Consider the following 16043-nt stretch of genomic DNA (forward strand, 5'->3'; position numbering starts at 1 on the left):
AAACTGTGCTTTGATGGAAATCATCGGCCTGACCGGCTCGACCAATGCTGACCTTGCGCAAAGGCTGACATCGGGCGAGCCGGTTGCTGAAGGGCATTGGCTGATCGCCGACCGCCAGAGCGCGGGGCGGGGGCGCTTGGGCCGGGTCTGGAATGACGGGCTTGGCAATTTCATGGGCTCGACTGTGGTGCGCCTCGACGCGCATCAACCGCCTGCTCCCAGCCTCGCGCTGGTGGCAGGCGTTGCCGTTCAGGCCTGCGTTGCCGATCTGGTGCCTCCGCCACGCTGCGCCTTGCTGAAATGGCCCAATGATGTGCTGGTAGGGCAGGCCAAGGTGGCCGGGATCCTGCTCGAGGCGGTGGCCGGGTTTGTGATTGTCGGCATCGGAGTCAACTTGGCCAGCGCACCGCAATTGCCTGATCGTGAGACGGCGGCGCTCAGCCATTATGGTCCGGCGCCTGATCGCGATGCCTTCGCCATGAGGCTGGCGGCGCGGTTCGCGCAGGAACTGGCGCATTGGCGGCAGTTCGGCCTTTCGGCGCTGGTGCATCGCTGGCAGGCTGCGGCCCATCCCATCGGCACTCCCTTGCTGGTGCGCGAGGCAAGCGGACGGGTGATCAGCGGCAATTTTTCCGGGCTGAACGAGGATGGGGCCTTGCGGTTGCAGCTTTCGGGCGGCACGGTCCAAACCATTCACGCAGGCGACGTCGAACTCGCCTGATATAAGACAAGCGGAGAGAGGCGGCATGCTGCTGGCCATTGATGTGGGCAATACCAATGTCGTCTTTGCGCTCTATGACGGGCGCGAGATGAAGACGCGTTGGCGCATTGCTACCGATCCGCGCCGCACGGCCGATGAATTTGCGGTCTGGCTGCTGCAACTGATGACGATCGAGGGATATACCCGCGATCAGATTGGGGGCATGATCGTATCGACCGTGGTGCCGCGCGCGCTGCATAATCTTCAGGTGCTGGCCACCAAATATTTCGACACCGAACTGCTGGTCGCGGGCGTGGGCAAGGCCGATTACGGCATTGATGTTGATGTGGATTCACCCAAATCTTTGGGTGCGGACCGCGCCGTCAATGCGATTGGCGCGCATGAGAAATTCCCCGGCGATCTGATCGTCGTCGATTTTGGCACCGCCACCACCATTGACCATATCGACGGGCGAGGGGCCTATAAGGGCGGGATCATCGCGCCCGGCATCAACCTCTCGCTTGATGCGCTGGTGGGCAATACGGCGAAATTGCCGCGTATCGCGATTGCCGTGCCGGAAAAGCCCGGCGTCATCGGGACGAATACCGAGGACCAGATGCTGATCGGGGTCTATTGGGGCTATGTTGCGATGATCGAGGGGCTGATCGCGCGGATGCGGGCCCAGATTGCGCGGCCCGTGACGGTGATTGCGACGGGCGGCCTTGCCGTCTTGTTCGATCATCAGCCCGGATTGTTTGACGTGGTCGAACACGACCTTACCCTTAACGGCCTGGCGCTGCTCGCCGAACGCTCGGCTACACGATAAACTGGCACACGATAAACGGAGAAGTACGATAGCGCGCAAGTCTGACAACAAGGATCCGTTCACGCCCGGCAAGGAATTGCTGTTTTGCGCGCTGGGCGGGTCGGGCGAGATTGGCATGAATGTCAATCTCTACGGCGCGCATGGCAAGTGGCTGATGGTCGATCTGGGCATGACCTTTGCCGGGAATGAATATCCGGGCAGCGAACTGGTCTTTGCCGATCTGGCCTTTATCGAGGAGCGGCGCGAGGATCTGGTCGGTATCGTGCTGACCCATGCGCATGAGGATCATATCGGCGCGGTGCCCTATTTCGCCGCCGATCTGGATGTGCCGCTTTATGCCACGCCGTTTACCGCGAAACTGGTGGCGGCAAAACTGGCCGAGGCGGGGATCGAGCGTGACGTTGAACTGAACGTCATCGACCATTTCGACCAGTTTGAGCTGGGACCTTTCGGCATCCGCTATGTGCCGCTGGCGCACTCGATTGCCGAGGGCCACGCGCTGCTGATCGACACGCCCTATGGCCGGGTGTTCCATACCGGCGACTGGAAGCTGGATGATGAACCGATCATCGGCACGCCCGCCACGCCCGCGCAATTGACCGCGATTGGCGATGATGGCGTGCTGGCGCTGGTCTGCGACAGCACCAATGTGTTCAATCCCGCGCCTTCGGGCAGCGAGGGCGAAGTGGCCCGCGCGATGAAAGAGGAAGTGGCCCGCCACAAGGGCAAGCGCGTGCTGGTCACGACCTTTGCCAGCAATGTCGCGCGCCTGCACACGCTGGGCGAGGTGGCCAAGGCGACCAACCGGCGGCTTTGTGTCTCGGGCCGCTCGCTTGATCGGATCATTCAGGCGGCGGAAGGGTGCGGCTATCTGGGCAAATTGCCCGATATCATCGACCCGGAAACCGCGATGAGCCTGCCGCGCGGGCAGGTGCTGATCGTGGCCACCGGCGGGCAGGGCGAACCGCGCGCCGCCTTGGCACGCATTGCCGAGGGCAATCATCCGATCAAGCTGGAGTCGGGCGATGTGGTGCTGTTTTCCAGCCGCCAGATCCCCGGCAATGAGATCGCCATCGGGCGCATCCAGAACCAGTTGGCGGGCGATGGCATCACCGTCGTCACCGACCGTCAGGCCGATATCCACGTGTCCGGCCATCCGGGGCGGCCCGAGCTGGAGGCCATCTATAGCTGGTTGCGTCCCCAGATCCTGATGCCCGTGCATGGCGAAATGCGCCACATGCGCGAGCAGGCCAAGGTCGGCAAGGAAAGCGGCATTCCCACGCAGGTCGTGCAGAAGAACGGCGATCTGGTACGTCTGGCGCCGGGCCGTCCAGGCAAATTTGCCGAGGTGCCGAACGGGCGTCTCGTGCTGGATGGCGACATTATCGCGCCCGCCGATGGCGAGGCTGTGGCGATGCGCCGCCGCCTGGCCTGGCATGGCGTGCTGATGGTGGCGGTTTCGGGCAGGGGCAAGCATCAGGATTACCACGTTCAGGTGGCGGGTCTGGGCCTGCCGCTGGTCGAGGATTACGATGCCTTTGTGGCCGAGGCGCAGAATGATGTGATCGAGGCGCTGGGCAAGCTGCGCGGGCCGGACAAGCGCAATGAAAGCGCGATGGCCGAGGCGGCGCGTCTGGCGGCGCGGCGGGCGGCTGGGCGCTGGTGCGGCAAGAAGCCGCAGGTCAAGGTGATGATGATGGTGGAGGGGCTGGATCGGTGAAACCGGCCTCCATCCTTGCCATCTATCTGCTTTTCTGGGTCATTTCGGCCTTTTTGGTGCTGCCCTTCGGCATCCGCACGCCCGACGAGACGGGCGAGGAAATGGTCAAGGGGCAGGCCACCAGCGCGCCGGGCAATTTCCGCCCCGGCCGCGTGGCGGTCCGCGCAACACTGGTTTCGGCCATCCTGTTCGCGCTGTTTTACGCCAATTATGTCTATGATTGGGTGCGGATCGAGGATCTCGCACCCTTTCATATGCCTGCCTCGCTCGAAAAGGACTAGGCGCGTATCTCTAGGCTCTCAGGCGCTCGATAGCCTGTGCCAGCGCGACATAGAGCTTGCCCATATCCGAGGACAGCAGCGTCACCGTGATCGCGTGGCCATCGCGCGTCGAGAGCAGATGACGCAGCATCGCCTCGAAATCATGGATGTAGCGGTTCACATGGGCCTGAAACGCGCCGTCATTCTCATAGAGATGCAGCACATGGCGCGCATCGCCCGTATCGAGCAGGCGCACCGCGCGGCGGGTGAAAATGCCCCGGTCGCCGCGCAGATAGGCCGCCCATGCGGTGTCGGCCACTTCGGTGTCCAGCGCGCGCGTAATGTCCACAGCCTTGGATTGCAGCGTGTCGGTGATGATGGCCATCCGGCGTGAGAAATCACCGTCCATGCGATCCTCGGCCTTGTCGCGCGCCTCGGCCACGCGGGTTTCGAGATGGGCGATCACGCTTTCCACCTCGCGCAGTTGATCGCGCAATTGATGCGCCGCCTCTCGGCTGATGCCCAACGCATGGGCTGCGGCCTGCTCCAACTGTCCGGTGATCTCGCTGGCCTTCAGGCGCATCGCGCGTTCCAGTGCCGCACCGCTTTCATTCGACAATTGATCGGCCAGCGCGGTGACATGCGCCGCGCCCTGACTTTCGATCAGGGCCAGCGTCTGCACCACGCTGCCGCCCAATTGGCGGATAGCCTCGCCCAATTCGCCCTGGGCGTCGCTGGCGATGCGCTGGGCCTCGCTCTCCACCTGCGCCAGATGGTCGCGCAGCAGGCCGACGGCCGTATCCTGCGCGCTCAGTGCATGACCCACGCCCAAGGCCACACCCTGAGCCTGATCCATCCGATGGGCCAGCATTTCGCCCTGCGCGCCCGCCTCGACCACAATGCCGCGCAAAGCCTGAATCCTTGCCTCAAACCCGGCCAATTGCTCCTCGCTCTGCGCCAGAGCGGGGGGCAGCGTCTCACGGCTGTGCAGCGCCGAGGATTGGATCAGTTCGAGCAGGCGCACACTCGATGCTGTCAGCTTTTCCAGACTCCTGTCGGTCTCGCCCAGACGCCGTTCCAGCCCTTCAATCCGCTGCTCCATCGCGCCCGACACCGCCACATCGGCTGCGGCAATCGCCTCCAGCCGCGCCTCGGCCTGCGCCAGACGCAGGCTTGTGGCCTCGCTCATCACGCCCAGCTTGCCCGCGCGCTCAATGGCTGCATCATGGCGCTGCGCCAATTCGCGGTCGATGCGCGACAGATCATTGGTCAGGCGCGCCGTCGCCGCCTGCCAGTCGCCCAGCGCCACGGCCTCATTCTCACGCAAGGAACGGCCGATCGTCGCCGCCTCATCGCGCAGGGCCGACAGGCGGGCGCGCAGCGAGGTCAACGCCTCGGCCTCATCCTGATCCAGCCGGGCGCGGGTGGCAGCAATTTCATCGCCCATCGCGGCCGCGCGCCGTTGCAGCGTGTCGCGGGCCTCGGCCTCATGCCGTTCCAGATCCAGCGCAAAGCCGGTCGAGCGGGCCTCCAGCGCGTCGAAGCGCCCGGTGATCACCGCGTCCAACTGCTGCGTCCGGCTCTCCAGCGCAGCCAGCCCGCTCTCGATCCGCTCGCGCAGGGCCGCCACCTGCAATTCGCTCGACTGGCCAAAATCCTGCAAACGTTCCAGACCTTTGACCATGTCCTGAAGATGGGCATGGGCGATTCGGCCCGCATTGCCGATATTGCTGGTCACATCCTTGGCCGCATTGGTGATGACGGGCAGATGGACGCGCAATTGTTCCATATTGTTCAGCGCGGCGGCGCTGACATTGCCGATCACCTCGACCTGCGCGGCATTGTCGCGCACCAGCGAATCGATGCGCCCGGCGCTTTGGCCGATACGATCAACGGCGGTGCGCCCCAGCGCATCCAGCTCACGTGTCTGTGCCGCCAGAAATTCGCGCGCCAGACTCAATTCGCGGTTCAGCGAGGTCAGACGATCCTCCAGCGCCTGCGATTCGCGGCGCAGCAGCGCGGCGGCATCGCCAAAACGGCCAGCCTCGCGGCGGCTCGAGCGCTGCACGATCAGATAGACCAGCGCGATCAGCAGCACCGGGGGCGACCATTGCAGCGCCAGCGCGCTCCACGCCTCAGGCGTGCGCGCCGTCGCTATGGCCACGGCCTGACCGGCGGCAAACAGCGCGCTCCAACCCGCCGCCAAAACCAGCGCCACCACGGGAGGCAGCCATTCGGGCATCCGGCGCGGCGCAGGCCCGCCCTCATCCCAGCCGGCCTCTTCCTCGCCTCCGGTCAGCGCGTCTAAGGGTATGCCCTTATTCACTTCTTCCTCGGAAGATAGCTGGGCCTCGATGCTGTAGATGGGTGTTCCGCTCGCCATCCTTCCTTGATAGCGCACAAGCCGCGTTTGGGGAAACACTGCTTTAACTTCTGCGGCGTAGTGTGCATCCCATGGCTTATGAAGCAGGTGCCCTTGACGCGACCCTCGCCGCCGCCGCCGGCGACGATCCGGTATTGATGCGCGAATTGCGCGCGAGCTTTCATGAAAGCCTTGCGCGACAGATCGACCTGCTGCGCCGCGCGCGCTGCGACGGCAATTGGGAAGTTGCCGCGATGCGGCTCAAGGGCCTTGCCGCCAGTTTTCAGGTCTGGCCGCTGATCGCTCTGGCCGATCAGGCGCTGGATGGCGCGCCGGGCGATCCGGTGGTGCTGCGCCAGTTGCAGGCTTTTCTGGATGAATTTCCGCTGGGTTGACCCTGCCGTGCGCATTCGGGTGTCGGTTGCGTATCGCTGCTTGGCATAATCGTTGGCCTTGATTACAACCCGCCCGGTTCGGCCAGATTGGCATTTCCGGAGAATGTTTTGCGCGTTGCGCTTTTATCCCTGATCGCGCCCGTCACTGGCGATGGTGGCGGTGCAGGCGGCGTCCCCGGCGGCGCGTCCCTCATTGCGCCGCGCGGATTGATGCGGCTGGGCGGGCATACGCTGGCGCGGCATCAATTGGCCATTGCGCTTTCTTTGGGATGTGACCGGGTGATCGTGGTGGCGCCGGGCGGGCTCGACGGGCTGCTGCCTTTGCAACATGCCGCCGAAAGTGCAGGGGCGCTGTTCCACCGCGTCACCGGCGCGCATGGCATTATGGGGCTGGTCAGCGCGCAGGACGAGGTGATCGCGCTGGGCGATGGCGTGTTGGCATGGCCGGATCTGGCGCAGGAGTTGCTGGCGACGCCTACCGTGCTGGTGCAGCCGGTCGAACAGGGGGTGGCCGCCGGTTTCGAGCGGCTCGATTTCAACTATGCCTCGGCCGGGGCGATGCGCTTTCCCGGCCGTCTGGTCGAGCGTTTGTCCGAATTGCCGGGCGATGTTGAACCCTTCGCCTGCCTTCAGCGAATCGCCTTGCAGGGCGGTGTGCCCCAGCGTTCGGTGCCCGACGAGGTAATCGCGCAGGGGCGGTGGAATCTGCTCCACAACGAACGCGAAATTCAGGCGGTAGAGCCGGACTGGATCAGTCATCATTTGTTCGAGGATGGCCCGCTGCAACCCTCCGAATGGCTTGCGGGACAGGTGGTGCGTCTGGCCGGACCTGCCTTGCTTGAGGCCGGGTCGGGCGGAACGGTGGTGGCCATGGCGGCGGGCGTGCTGGCCGCGCTGGGGCTGGTGGCGGGGGGCTTTGGTGCCTTGACGCTGGGGCTGATGCTGGTGGCGCTGGCGTGGCTGGGCTTTGCCTGTGCCTCGATGTTTGGCCGTTTTGAGCGGCGTTCGCTGCGTTTGCCCCGGCCGCGTATGGCTCCTGCGGTCACCTATCGCTGGATTGTCGATGGCGTTTTACTCGCTCTGCTGGGGCTGGCCCATGGCGAACGGGGCTATGTCGCGGGCCTGTTTGCGCCGCTGATGCTGCTGGGGCTGATCCGGCTGGTGCCGGCGGTGGTGGCGAGTCGCAAGGCGGCGTGGATGGAGGATCGGGCGCTGCTGGCGCTGGTCCTTTCGCTGCTATCGCTTCTCGGTTTGTTGCGTAATGGGGTGGCGGTTTTGGCGGTTGCGCTGCTGCTGGGCGGCATAATTATGGCCGGAAGGCAAAATCGGCTAACGCCAACTTAACTCCCTGTCCACTATAGTGGGCACATGACCGACCGTATGTCTGAAGCTCCTGGCAGGGATTCGAGTGATTCCTCGCTGCGCCTGCAACTGGCGCGGGGCGATGCTGTGGTGGGGTCGGTGGTGCCGGTTTTGCGGCATTTGCTGGTCTGCGGCGATCAGGGCCTGTTTGGCGACGATGTGCTGGCGCGGCTGCGTGCGATGCTAGACGATCTGGCGAATCAGTTGGAATATGCGCTGGTCGATGCGGGCGGGCGCGGCGGCATTATCGACATGCTGATGGAGCAATTGCCCGAGGTTCCCGGCCTGCTGGCCCATCTTCACGCGCTGGCGCTGGAATGGCAAATGACCCAGCGTCTGGCCGACCGGCTGGGGGTCGATCCGGTGGTTTCGCCTTTGTTGCAGGCGCTTATTGCATCGAGCGAGGCGGAAACATCGGCGCGTGGCATGAAATTGCTGGCCGCGCAGGCCCGGTTTGCCCAAAATCAGCGGCGGATGCAGTTGCCCCTGAGCGAGCTGCCCGCCGAATTGCTGCATGGCGTTCTGGTCGCGCTGCATGTTGCCGTCGAGGATGATGGCGAGGCTGCCGCCCGGGCGGCGCAGGCCCTGCGCGAACATTATGACGAGGCGTCGACTCGCCTTGGCCTGTTGGCGCGGCTGGTGGCGGCAATGGGCGCAGGGTCGGTGGCGGCGTTGGCTCTGGCACATGGCGGGGTGGCGATGTTCGCCTCTGCGCTGGCTTTGGCGGGTGATGGAGTCCGCGAATCGGTGCTGCTCTCGATGCGTGACGGGCAACAGGCGCGCTTGTCGGTGTCGCTGCGCGCGGGCGGGGCTAAACTGGGCGTGATTGAAGAAAATCTGCTCATCCTCCATCCGCAGACGATCCGCCCCGACGGTCTGGCGCGGCTCAGCGTTGAGCGCGCGGGCGAATTGCTTGTCGAGGCGGCGCAGGCTTTGGGGCGGCTTGCATGAGCGCGCCCGAGCGCATTCAGGTTGAGGCGCAAAGCGATGGTGAGGATCGGCTGCTAAGGGCAGACGAACCGCTTTCGGCGCTGCAGATCCGCTGTGGGGGAACGATTCCGGGCGCGATTGCCGTGCCGGAACTGCGCGAACTGGTGAGCAAGGCGCGCGGCTTTGGCCTGAAACTGGCGCGGCCGATCATCGCGCAGGATGGACAGGAAACCATCCGAGCATGGATCGAAGTGACCCCGCAGGAGGGCGGTTGCCTGATCATCCTGCGCCATTGGCAGGCGAGCAGTCTGCCGCCCGAACCGGCTGATCTGGCCAACCGGCGGCGTGTGGAAATTGACAGGGCATTGGCCGAATTGACCGCGCGGCTCGATCCGGGCCAGCGTCTGATGACGGTCGATGCTTCGGCCGGTGATCTGGCGCAGGTGGCGCAGGCGATGCGCGGCGGGCTGGGGCGGCCATGGACCGATTTTGTCGAATTGCCCGGCAGCGGGTTGCGCCAGCCTTTGCATTGGCGTCTGCTGGATGGTGCGGCCGTCGTGGTGCCCGGATCGCAGCGCGTGTGGCGCGCGACGATCCTGCCGCAAACCGGGCCGGAGGGTGAAACGCTCGGTTTCGACCTGTGCCTGACCAGCGATCAGCCTTTGCCGGAACCGGTCGAACCAGCGGCTCCTGCTCCCAGCCCGCCAAGCAAGGCCAGTTCGGTGATCGGCCGGGAAATGGCGCCTGTTCTGCGCCAGCCCATCGCGCGGATTATCGCCAATGCCGAAACCATCCGCACCCGCCGCGCGGGTCCGCTGACCGAGGAATATGCCGGTTATGCGGGCGATATCGCGGCGGCGGGGCAGCATCTGCTGACGTTGATCGAGGATCTTTCCGATATGGAGATCATCGAGGCGGAAGGTTTTGCCCCCGCGGCGGACCGCATTGACCTGGCCGATGTGGCGCGGCGGGCGGCGGGGATTCTGGGCGTGCGGGCGCGGGAAAAGAACATCACCATCCATGCGCCGGACGAAACCATGCATCTGGGCGCGGTGGGCGAATTTCGCCGGGTGCTTCAGGTGCTGCTCAATCTGATCGGCAATGCCATCCGTTACAGCCCGGAAAACTCGGCCATCTCGGTGCTGCTGACCGCTGGCGCGGGGCGCGCGCGGATCACCATCGCGGATCAGGGGCCGGGCCTTTCGCCGCAGGACGCCGCCCGCGTGTTCGACAAGTTCGAACGGCTGGGGCGCAGCGGGGATGGCGGATCGGGGCTGGGGCTCTATATCTCGCGGCGTCTGGCGCGGGCGATGGGGGGCGAATTGAGCGTTGAGGGGCATGAAGGGCAGGGCGCGCGGTTTGTGCTGGAATTGCCGCAGGGGTAGGGGTTTTAAGGTAAGAGTGCCTCCGGCGGGCAAAGGGCGGGGGCCCTTTGCAATCCCGTTAATTTTGGGTTGGTTTGAGGCCGTTGTGCCGTAATCATTAAAGCCTGCGGCGCAGATGATAGGCGCCGCAGGCTTCCATTTTTCCAACGCCGCGTCCGACACAAAACGCCGATCCTGATACGCAACGCCGACAGTAATGGGAGCGCGAGGGTCTAGACCCTCGCATTCAACCCCTTTCTCAATACCCAAACCCCGAACAAAAACGCGGGGGAAAGTTTCCCTTCCCCCGCGTTCCTGAATGGTCGAGCCTTAAGGCTTAACGCTGGCCAACGGGCACGTAATCGCGCTGCGTCGGGCCGGTGTAGAGCTGGCGCGGGCGGCCGATCTTCTGGCTGGGATCTTCGATCATTTCGTTCCACTGGGCCACCCAGCCCACGGTGCGCGCCAGAGCGAAAAGCACGGTGAACATGGTGGTGGGGAAGCCGATGGCCGACAGGATGATGCCCGAATAGAAGTCGACGTTGGGGAACAGCTTCTTTTCGATGAAGTAGGGATCGTTCAGCGCGATCTCTTCAAGGCGCAGCGCGGTTTCGAACAGCGGATCCTGAACGTTGAGTGCTTCGAACACTTCGCGCACGGTCTTCTGCATCACGGTCGCGCGCGGGTCGCGGTTCTTGTACACGCGGTGACCGAAGCCCATCAGACGGAACGGATCGTTCTTGTCCTTGGCGCGTTCGATATAGTGCGGGATCTTGTCGGGCGTGCCGATTTCGCGCAGCATATTGAGGCAGGCTTCGTTCGCGCCGCCATGGGCAGGGCCCCACAGGCAGGCGATACCGGCGGCAACGCAGGCAAACGGGTTGGCGCCCGAGGACCCTGCCAGACGCACGGTCGAGGTCGAGGCGTTCTGCTCGTGGTCGGCGTGCAGGATAAAGATGCGGTCCATTGCCTTTTCGACGGCGGGCACAACTTCATATTCTTCGGCCGGAACGCCAAAGGTCATGCGCAGGAAGTTGCCGGCATAGGACAGCTTGTTGTCGGGATAGACAAAGGGCTGACCCACCGAATACTTGTAGGCCATGGCGGCAATCGTCGGGATCTTGGCGATCAGGCGGTGGGCCGAAATGCGGCGCTGCACCGGATCGGAGATGTCCGTGCTGTCATGATAGAAGGCCGAGAGCGCGCCGACCACGCCGACCATGATGGCCATCGGGTGGGCGTCGCGGCGGAAGCCTTTGAAGAAGCTGGAAAGCTGCTCATGCACCATCGTGTGGCGCGTGATCGTGCGCGTAAAGCCGTCCAGTTCGGCGGCGCTGGGCAGTTCGCCGTTCAGCAGGAGGTAGCAGACCTCCATGAAGGACGAATTTTCGGCCAGTTGACCGATCGGATAGCCGCGATGCAGCAGCACACCCTCGTCGCCGTCGATATAGGTCAGCGCGCTTTCGCACGATGCCGTCGAAGTGAAGCCGGGGTCATAGGTGAATGCGCCAGTCTGGGCATAGAGCTTGCGGATGTCGATAACATCCGGACCCACGCTGCCCTTCAGGATCGGAGATTCAACTTCCTTGCCCTCGACGATGAACTTTGCCGTATCACCCACCGCAACACTCCTTGTACTTTGGCTCTAAATATGGGCTCAAATGTTTGTGGTTTCCATTTGCTCCGCGATGCGCGCGAGGCTTTCCTCTCGCCCAAGTAGGATCAAAACGTCGAAAATGCCCGGAGACGTGGTTTGCCCGGTCAGCGCCGCGCGAAGCGGTTGCGCCAGTTTACCAAGACCGAGCCCAAGCTCGCCGGCCAGTGATTTGACCGTGGCCTCCAGGGCCTCGATTGTCCAGTGCGTTTCCTGCAACAGCGTTGCGTGTATTTTTTGGAGAATGGCGCGCGCTTCTTCGGTCAGCAGCGCGGCGGCCTTTTCCTCCAGCGCCAACGGGCGCGACACGAACAGGAAGCGCGCGGCGCCTGCCAACTCATTGAGATCCTTGGCGCGCACCTTCAACACCGGCATGGCGCGGGCCAGCAGGTCGAGGTCAACCGGCAGATCTGTGATCCGCGCAGCCACCAGTTCGGCCAGACGCGCATCATCGGCTTCGCGCAGGTAATGACCATTGAGATTGGCCAGCTTGGCAAAGTCGAAACGCGAGGCGCCCTTGTTCACATCCTTGATGTCGAACCATTCGATGGCCTGCGCGATCGAAATGATTTCCTCATCCCCATGACCCCAGCCAAGACGCATCAGATAGTTGAGCACGGCCTCGGGCAGCAGGCCCATGTCGTCGCGATAGGCATCCACGCCCAGTGCGCCATGGCGCTTGGACAGTTTCGCTCCGTCCGCGCCATGGATCAGCGGGATATGGCCATATTCGGGATCGGGCCAATTGCCTTCGATGGCATCCATCGCGCGGATGATCACCAACTGGCGGAAGGCGTTGTTGATATGGTCGTCGCCGCGGATCACATGGGTTACACCCATATCGTGATCGTCCACCACCACGGCCAGCATATAGGTCGGCGTGCCGTCAGAGCGCAGGATGATGAAATCATCCAGCTCGACGTTCTGCACGGTGATGCTGCCCTGCACCAGATCGTCGATCACGGTCGCGCCTTCACGGGGCGCCTTCATGCGCACCACATAGGGCTGACCCTCGGGCCATTGATCGGGCGTGGCGTCGCGCCAGGGCGACTGAATGCGGAAGGGCCGCTTTTCGGCCTGCGCCGCCTCGCGCATTGCGGTCAGTTCTTCCTGCGTCAGATAGCAGCGATAGGCATGGCCCGCGTCGAGCAGTTTATGCGCCACCTCGGCATGGCGGGGCGAGCGTTCGAATTGCATCACCGCAGGCTGATCGCCATCAAGGCCCAGCCAGCGCAGACCATCAAAGATCGCGTCAATGGCGGCATCAGTCGAACGCGCGCGGTCGGTATCCTCGATACGCAGCAGATATTGGCCGCCGGTCGCACGGGCATAGAGCCAGTTGAACAGAGCCGTGCGCGCGCCGCCAATATGCAGAAAACCTGTGGGAGAAGGCGCAAAACGGGTGACAACAGGGCGTTTGCCGGTGCTATTGCTGCCAGCCAACCCCGAACTTGTCATTCCCTTGTCCTTTCTGTCCTATAAGGGCCCATGGTTCCAGCGACCCACAGCAACACCCAATCGGCAGAGCGTCCCGCCTCTTTGGGGGGGGATAGCGCTGCAACGCAACATGGCCCTTGGCGCAGCCGCGCGCGCTTGGCAAGTTTTGCTTTGGTCTTAGAGCATTTTCTGTTGAACGCTGGGCCGACCCTCGCGCCATGGCTGGCCGTGGGCATGGCGGCGGGTGTGGCGGGGTGGTTTGTTCTGGCTGACGTCAGGCAATGGATATATCTGATAACATTGTGTTTATTGGCGTCGGTCGCGGCCGGTCTGGTTCTGCGCCGGGGTGGCGATTTGGTGTGCCTGCCTCGGGCGATTTTGTCGCTCTCTTTGTCGGTCGCGCTGGGTTGCGGTCTGGTCTGGGGCAAGTCGACCTTGGTCGGCGCGCCCGCGATTCCCGGCCCGTTGGCACTCGATCTGCGCGCCGTGGTGCTCGAGCGACAGGAATTGACCGCCCAGTCGCGGATTCGGCTGGTGGTTGGCCTGCGCCTGCCGGGCGCGGATCGGGCGATCAAGGCACGGATCTCTTTGAAGCCCAATGATTTGGCGTCCGGCGCGCGCGAAGGTGCGGTGATCCGGTTGCGCGCGCGGCTGTTCCCTCCGGCGCCGCCGCGCCTGCCGGGGGGCTATGACTTTGCCCGCGCGGCGTGGTTTGACGGTCTGGCCGCCACGGGCAGCGCTTTGGGGCCAGTTCAGGTCGAGTCGCAGGGTGCCGAGTCGGGCCTTGCGCCGTGGCGCCATGCGCTGGCGGCTCATGTGCGCGCGGCGGTGCCGGGATCGGCGGGCGGCATGGCGGCGGCCTTTGCCAGCGGCGAACGCGGAGGCATCACACCTGCCGACGAAGCCGCGATGCGCGACGCGGGCCTGACGCATCTCCTGTCCGTCTCCGGCCTGCATGTCAGCGCGGTGGTGGCCGCGACCTATTTTCTCGCGTTGCGCCTGCTGGCCCTGTGGCCATGGCTGGTGTTACGGGTCCGCCTCCCCGTGCTGGCCAGCGGGATGGGCGTGCTGGCGGCGGTCGGCTACACGCTGCTGACCGGGGCGGAGGTGCCGACGGTGCGTTCCTGCCTTGGCGCGCTGCTGGCTCTGGCGGCGATGGCGGCGGGGCGGCGGCCCTTTTCGGTGCGTTTGCTGGCGCTGGCGGCCGGTTTCGTCATGCTGCTCTGGCCCGAGGCGGTGGTGGGGCCGAGTTTCCAGATGAGTTTCGGCTCGGTGCTGGCGATTGTGGCCCTGCATGAGGCCGCGCCGGTACGGGCCTTTCTCGCCCGGCGTCATGAAGGCTGGTGGATCCGGCTGGGGCGCGATCTGGCGATGCTGTTGCTGACCGGGCTGGTGATCGAACTGGCCCTCATGCCGGTGGCCTTTTTCCATTTCCATCGTGCGGGCATTTATGGCTCGCTGGCCAATCTGGTCGCCATCCCATTGACCACCTTTGTCTCCATGCCGTTGATCGGGGCGGGCTTGGCCTTCGATCTGGTCGGGGCGGGGGCGCCCTTCTGGCATCTGTGCGGCTGGTCGCTTGATCTGCTGCTGGCGCTGGCGCGATGGGTGGCGGCGCGGCCCGATGCGGTGGCGCAATTGCCGGTGATGGGCGGCTGGGCCTATGGTTTGATAGTGCTGGGGATGCTGTGGCTGGCGCTTTGGCGGGGCAATGTGCGGCTCTTCGGGCTGGTTCCGGCGGTGGTGGGATGTCTGTGGCTGGCGCTATTGACGCCGCCCGATATGGTCATCACCGGCGATGGGCACCAATTCGGCATGATCGACCCGCAAAGCCGCCAATTGCTGATATTGGGACAGGGCCGCTCCACCTATGCCCGCGACATGATGCAGGAGGCGATGGGCGCCAGCGGCGAGGCCATGCCCATCGAACAATGGCGCGGCGCGGAATGCAACGAGAGCTTTTGCCGCATCACCATCCGGCAGGGCGGCCGTGACTGGCGCATTCTGGCGGCGCGGGGCGGCGGTATGGTGGAGGAGCGGGCGATGGCGGCGGCCTGCGCCTATGTCGATATTGTCGTATCGCGGGTGGCGCTTTCGCCTTCGTGCCGCCCCCGCTTGCTGAGGGCCGATGAGCCTTTGCTCTATCGCACCGGCGGCTTCGCGCTTTATCTGGCGCAGGGGCGGATCGTCACCGTGGCGCAAAGTCAGGGCCAGCATCCATGGTGGCGCGCGCCCAGTCTGAAACCGCAGGAGGGGGCCATCGAGCCCCCTCCCGTCACATTGCTGGATCAGTGATAGCGGCGGAGCAATCCGGCCAGCTTGCCCTGCACCTGAACCTCGCCGGGCTGATAATATTGCGGATCATAGGCCGCATTGGCCGGATCGAGCCGCACCATGCCGCGTTCACGCCGCAGATATTTGAGCGTCGCTTCCTCGCCGCGCACCAGCGCGACGACGATCTCGCCCTCACGCGCGATATCGGTCTTGCGGATCAGCGCCAGATCGCCGTCAAGAATGCCCGCCTCGACCATGGAATCGCCCGACACCTCAAGCGCATAGTGATCGCCCGCGCCCAGCAGCGCAGCAGGCACCGGCAGCATTGTCTGCCCTTCCATCGCCTCGATCGGCACGCCCGCCGCGATCCGCCCATGCAGGGGGATTTCAATCACATCATTGGCGGGCGCGGGCGCTGCGGGCCTGGCCAGTTCAACCGGCTTTTTCGGGGCGGCAGGCTTGGCCGCCACCGGCGGCGTCACATCCTCAGGCTGGCGCAAAACCTCCAGCGCGCGGGCGCGGTTGGGCAGGCGGCGGATAAAGCCGCGTTCCTCCAACGCGGAGATCAGCCGATGCACCCCCGATTTCGACTTCAGATCCAGCGCTTCCTTCATTTCCTCGAAGCTGGGCGAGACGCCGGACTCTTCGAGGCTGGATTGGATGAAGCGCAGCAATTCGTGCTGTTTGCGGGTGAGCATAGAAACCTCCCAACGGGGGTGTTGCGTGAACAATTGCGGAACAATTACGCAACCATTACCC

13 protein-coding genes are annotated in these 16043 nt (G+C 64.3%); 9 read left to right on the forward strand and 4 right to left on the reverse strand.

Translation table 11 applies throughout. The features are described from left to right. Positions 1-13 precede the first annotated feature (13 nt). From FHW92_RS06250 to FHW92_RS06265, 4 genes are all read left to right on the forward strand, one after another. Entirely contained in the window at positions 14-721 is a 708-nt protein-coding gene (locus FHW92_RS06250) for a biotin--[acetyl-CoA-carboxylase] ligase (protein ID WP_168602399.1), read from the forward strand. A 25-nt stretch (positions 722-746) separates the two neighbouring features. Beyond that, on the forward strand, positions 747-1526 hold the full coding sequence (locus FHW92_RS06255; RefSeq protein ID WP_168602400.1) for a type III pantothenate kinase: 780 nt from the start codon (positions 747-749) through the stop codon (positions 1524-1526). A gap of 115 nt (positions 1527-1641) precedes the next feature. Beyond that, positions 1642-3246: a ribonuclease J gene (locus FHW92_RS06260; RefSeq protein WP_168602401.1), complete on the forward strand. Its 1605-nt coding sequence runs from the start codon at positions 1642-1644 to the stop codon at positions 3244-3246. Next, on the forward strand, positions 3243-3527 hold the full coding sequence (locus FHW92_RS06265; protein ID WP_168602402.1) for a DUF1467 family protein: 285 nt from the start codon (positions 3243-3245) through the stop codon (positions 3525-3527). Before FHW92_RS06260 ends, FHW92_RS06265 begins: the two co-directional genes overlap by 4 nt. A gap of 10 nt (positions 3528-3537) precedes the next feature. On the opposite strand, the gene FHW92_RS06270 is transcribed toward FHW92_RS06265, so the two are convergent. Then, entirely contained in the window at positions 3538-5889 is a 2352-nt protein-coding gene (locus tag FHW92_RS06270; RefSeq protein WP_168602403.1) for an ATPase, read from the reverse strand. Positions 5890-5960: 71 nt separating this feature from the next. Between FHW92_RS06270 and FHW92_RS06275 the strand changes: the two genes are divergently transcribed. The 4 genes from FHW92_RS06275 to FHW92_RS06290 all read left to right on the forward strand — a co-directional run bounded on the left by FHW92_RS06275 (position 5961) and on the right by FHW92_RS06290 (position 9940). Beyond that, positions 5961-6263, forward strand: a complete 303-nt coding sequence (locus FHW92_RS06275; protein ID WP_168602404.1) for an Hpt domain-containing protein — start codon at positions 5961-5963, stop codon at positions 6261-6263. Between the two features lie 108 nt (positions 6264-6371). Further along, positions 6372-7607, forward strand: a complete 1236-nt coding sequence (locus tag FHW92_RS06280; RefSeq protein WP_168602405.1) for a hypothetical protein — start codon at positions 6372-6374, stop codon at positions 7605-7607. Between the two features lie 36 nt (positions 7608-7643). Next, positions 7644-8576, forward strand: a complete 933-nt coding sequence (locus tag FHW92_RS06285) for a hypothetical protein (RefSeq protein ID WP_168602406.1) — start codon at positions 7644-7646, stop codon at positions 8574-8576. Continuing rightward, on the forward strand, positions 8573-9940 hold the full coding sequence (locus FHW92_RS06290; protein ID WP_168602407.1) for a HAMP domain-containing sensor histidine kinase: 1368 nt from the start codon (positions 8573-8575) through the stop codon (positions 9938-9940). Before FHW92_RS06285 ends, FHW92_RS06290 begins: the two co-directional genes overlap by 4 nt. A 316-nt stretch (positions 9941-10256) precedes the next feature. Here the strand turns inward: FHW92_RS06290 and gltA are convergent, their stop codons facing one another. Both gltA and gltX read right to left on the reverse strand, forming a co-directional pair. Further along, entirely contained in the window at positions 10257-11540 is a 1284-nt protein-coding gene (gltA, locus tag FHW92_RS06295; RefSeq protein WP_168602408.1) for a citrate synthase, read from the reverse strand. Positions 11541-11576: 36 nt separating this feature from the next. Beyond that, positions 11577-13031 carry a glutamate--tRNA ligase gene (gene gltX, locus FHW92_RS06300; protein ID WP_168602409.1) on the reverse strand — a complete coding sequence of 485 codons (1455 nt, stop codon included), beginning with the start codon at positions 13029-13031 and terminating at the stop codon, positions 11577-11579. A gap of 171 nt (positions 13032-13202) precedes the next feature. Here gltX and FHW92_RS06305 point away from each other — a divergent pair, with 171 nt between their 5' ends. Further along, entirely contained in the window at positions 13203-15305 is a 2103-nt protein-coding gene (locus FHW92_RS06305) for a ComEC/Rec2 family competence protein (RefSeq protein WP_246869975.1), read from the forward strand. On the opposite strand, the gene lexA is transcribed toward FHW92_RS06305, so the two are convergent. Continuing rightward, positions 15299-15982, reverse strand: a complete 684-nt coding sequence (gene lexA / locus FHW92_RS06310; RefSeq protein ID WP_168602411.1) for a transcriptional repressor LexA — start codon at positions 15980-15982, stop codon at positions 15299-15301. The genes FHW92_RS06305 and lexA overlap by 7 nt on opposite strands. Positions 15983-16043 lie beyond the last annotated feature (61 nt).

It is taken from the genome of Novosphingobium sp. SG707 (assembly GCF_012275515.1).
Taxonomy (GTDB): domain Bacteria; phylum Pseudomonadota; class Alphaproteobacteria; order Sphingomonadales; family Sphingomonadaceae; genus Novosphingobium.

What these genes read in the sequence shown, in the direction of transcription:
- FHW92_RS06250 (WP_168602399.1), top strand. Translation starts at nt 14, where the DNA reads ATGGAAATCATCGGCCTGACCGGCTCGACCAATGCTGACCTTGCGCAA.
- FHW92_RS06255 (WP_168602400.1), top strand. Translation starts at nt 747, where the DNA reads ATGCTGCTGGCCATTGATGTGGGCAATACCAATGTCGTCTTTGCGCTC.
- FHW92_RS06260 (WP_168602401.1), top strand. Translation starts at nt 1,642, where the DNA reads ATGAATGTCAATCTCTACGGCGCGCATGGCAAGTGGCTGATGGTCGAT.
- FHW92_RS06270 (WP_168602403.1), bottom strand. Translation starts at nt 5,889, where the DNA reads ATGGCGAGCGGAACACCCATCTACAGCATCGAGGCCCAGCTATCTTCC.
- FHW92_RS06275 (WP_168602404.1), top strand. Translation starts at nt 5,961, where the DNA reads ATGGCTTATGAAGCAGGTGCCCTTGACGCGACCCTCGCCGCCGCCGCC.
- FHW92_RS06285 (WP_168602406.1), top strand. Translation starts at nt 7,644, where the DNA reads ATGTCTGAAGCTCCTGGCAGGGATTCGAGTGATTCCTCGCTGCGCCTG.
- FHW92_RS06290 (WP_168602407.1), top strand. Translation starts at nt 8,573, where the DNA reads ATGAGCGCGCCCGAGCGCATTCAGGTTGAGGCGCAAAGCGATGGTGAG.
- gltX (WP_168602409.1), bottom strand. Translation starts at nt 13,031, where the DNA reads ATGACAAGTTCGGGGTTGGCTGGCAGCAATAGCACCGGCAAACGCCCT.
- lexA (WP_168602411.1), bottom strand. Translation starts at nt 15,982, where the DNA reads ATGCTCACCCGCAAACAGCACGAATTGCTGCGCTTCATCCAATCCAGC.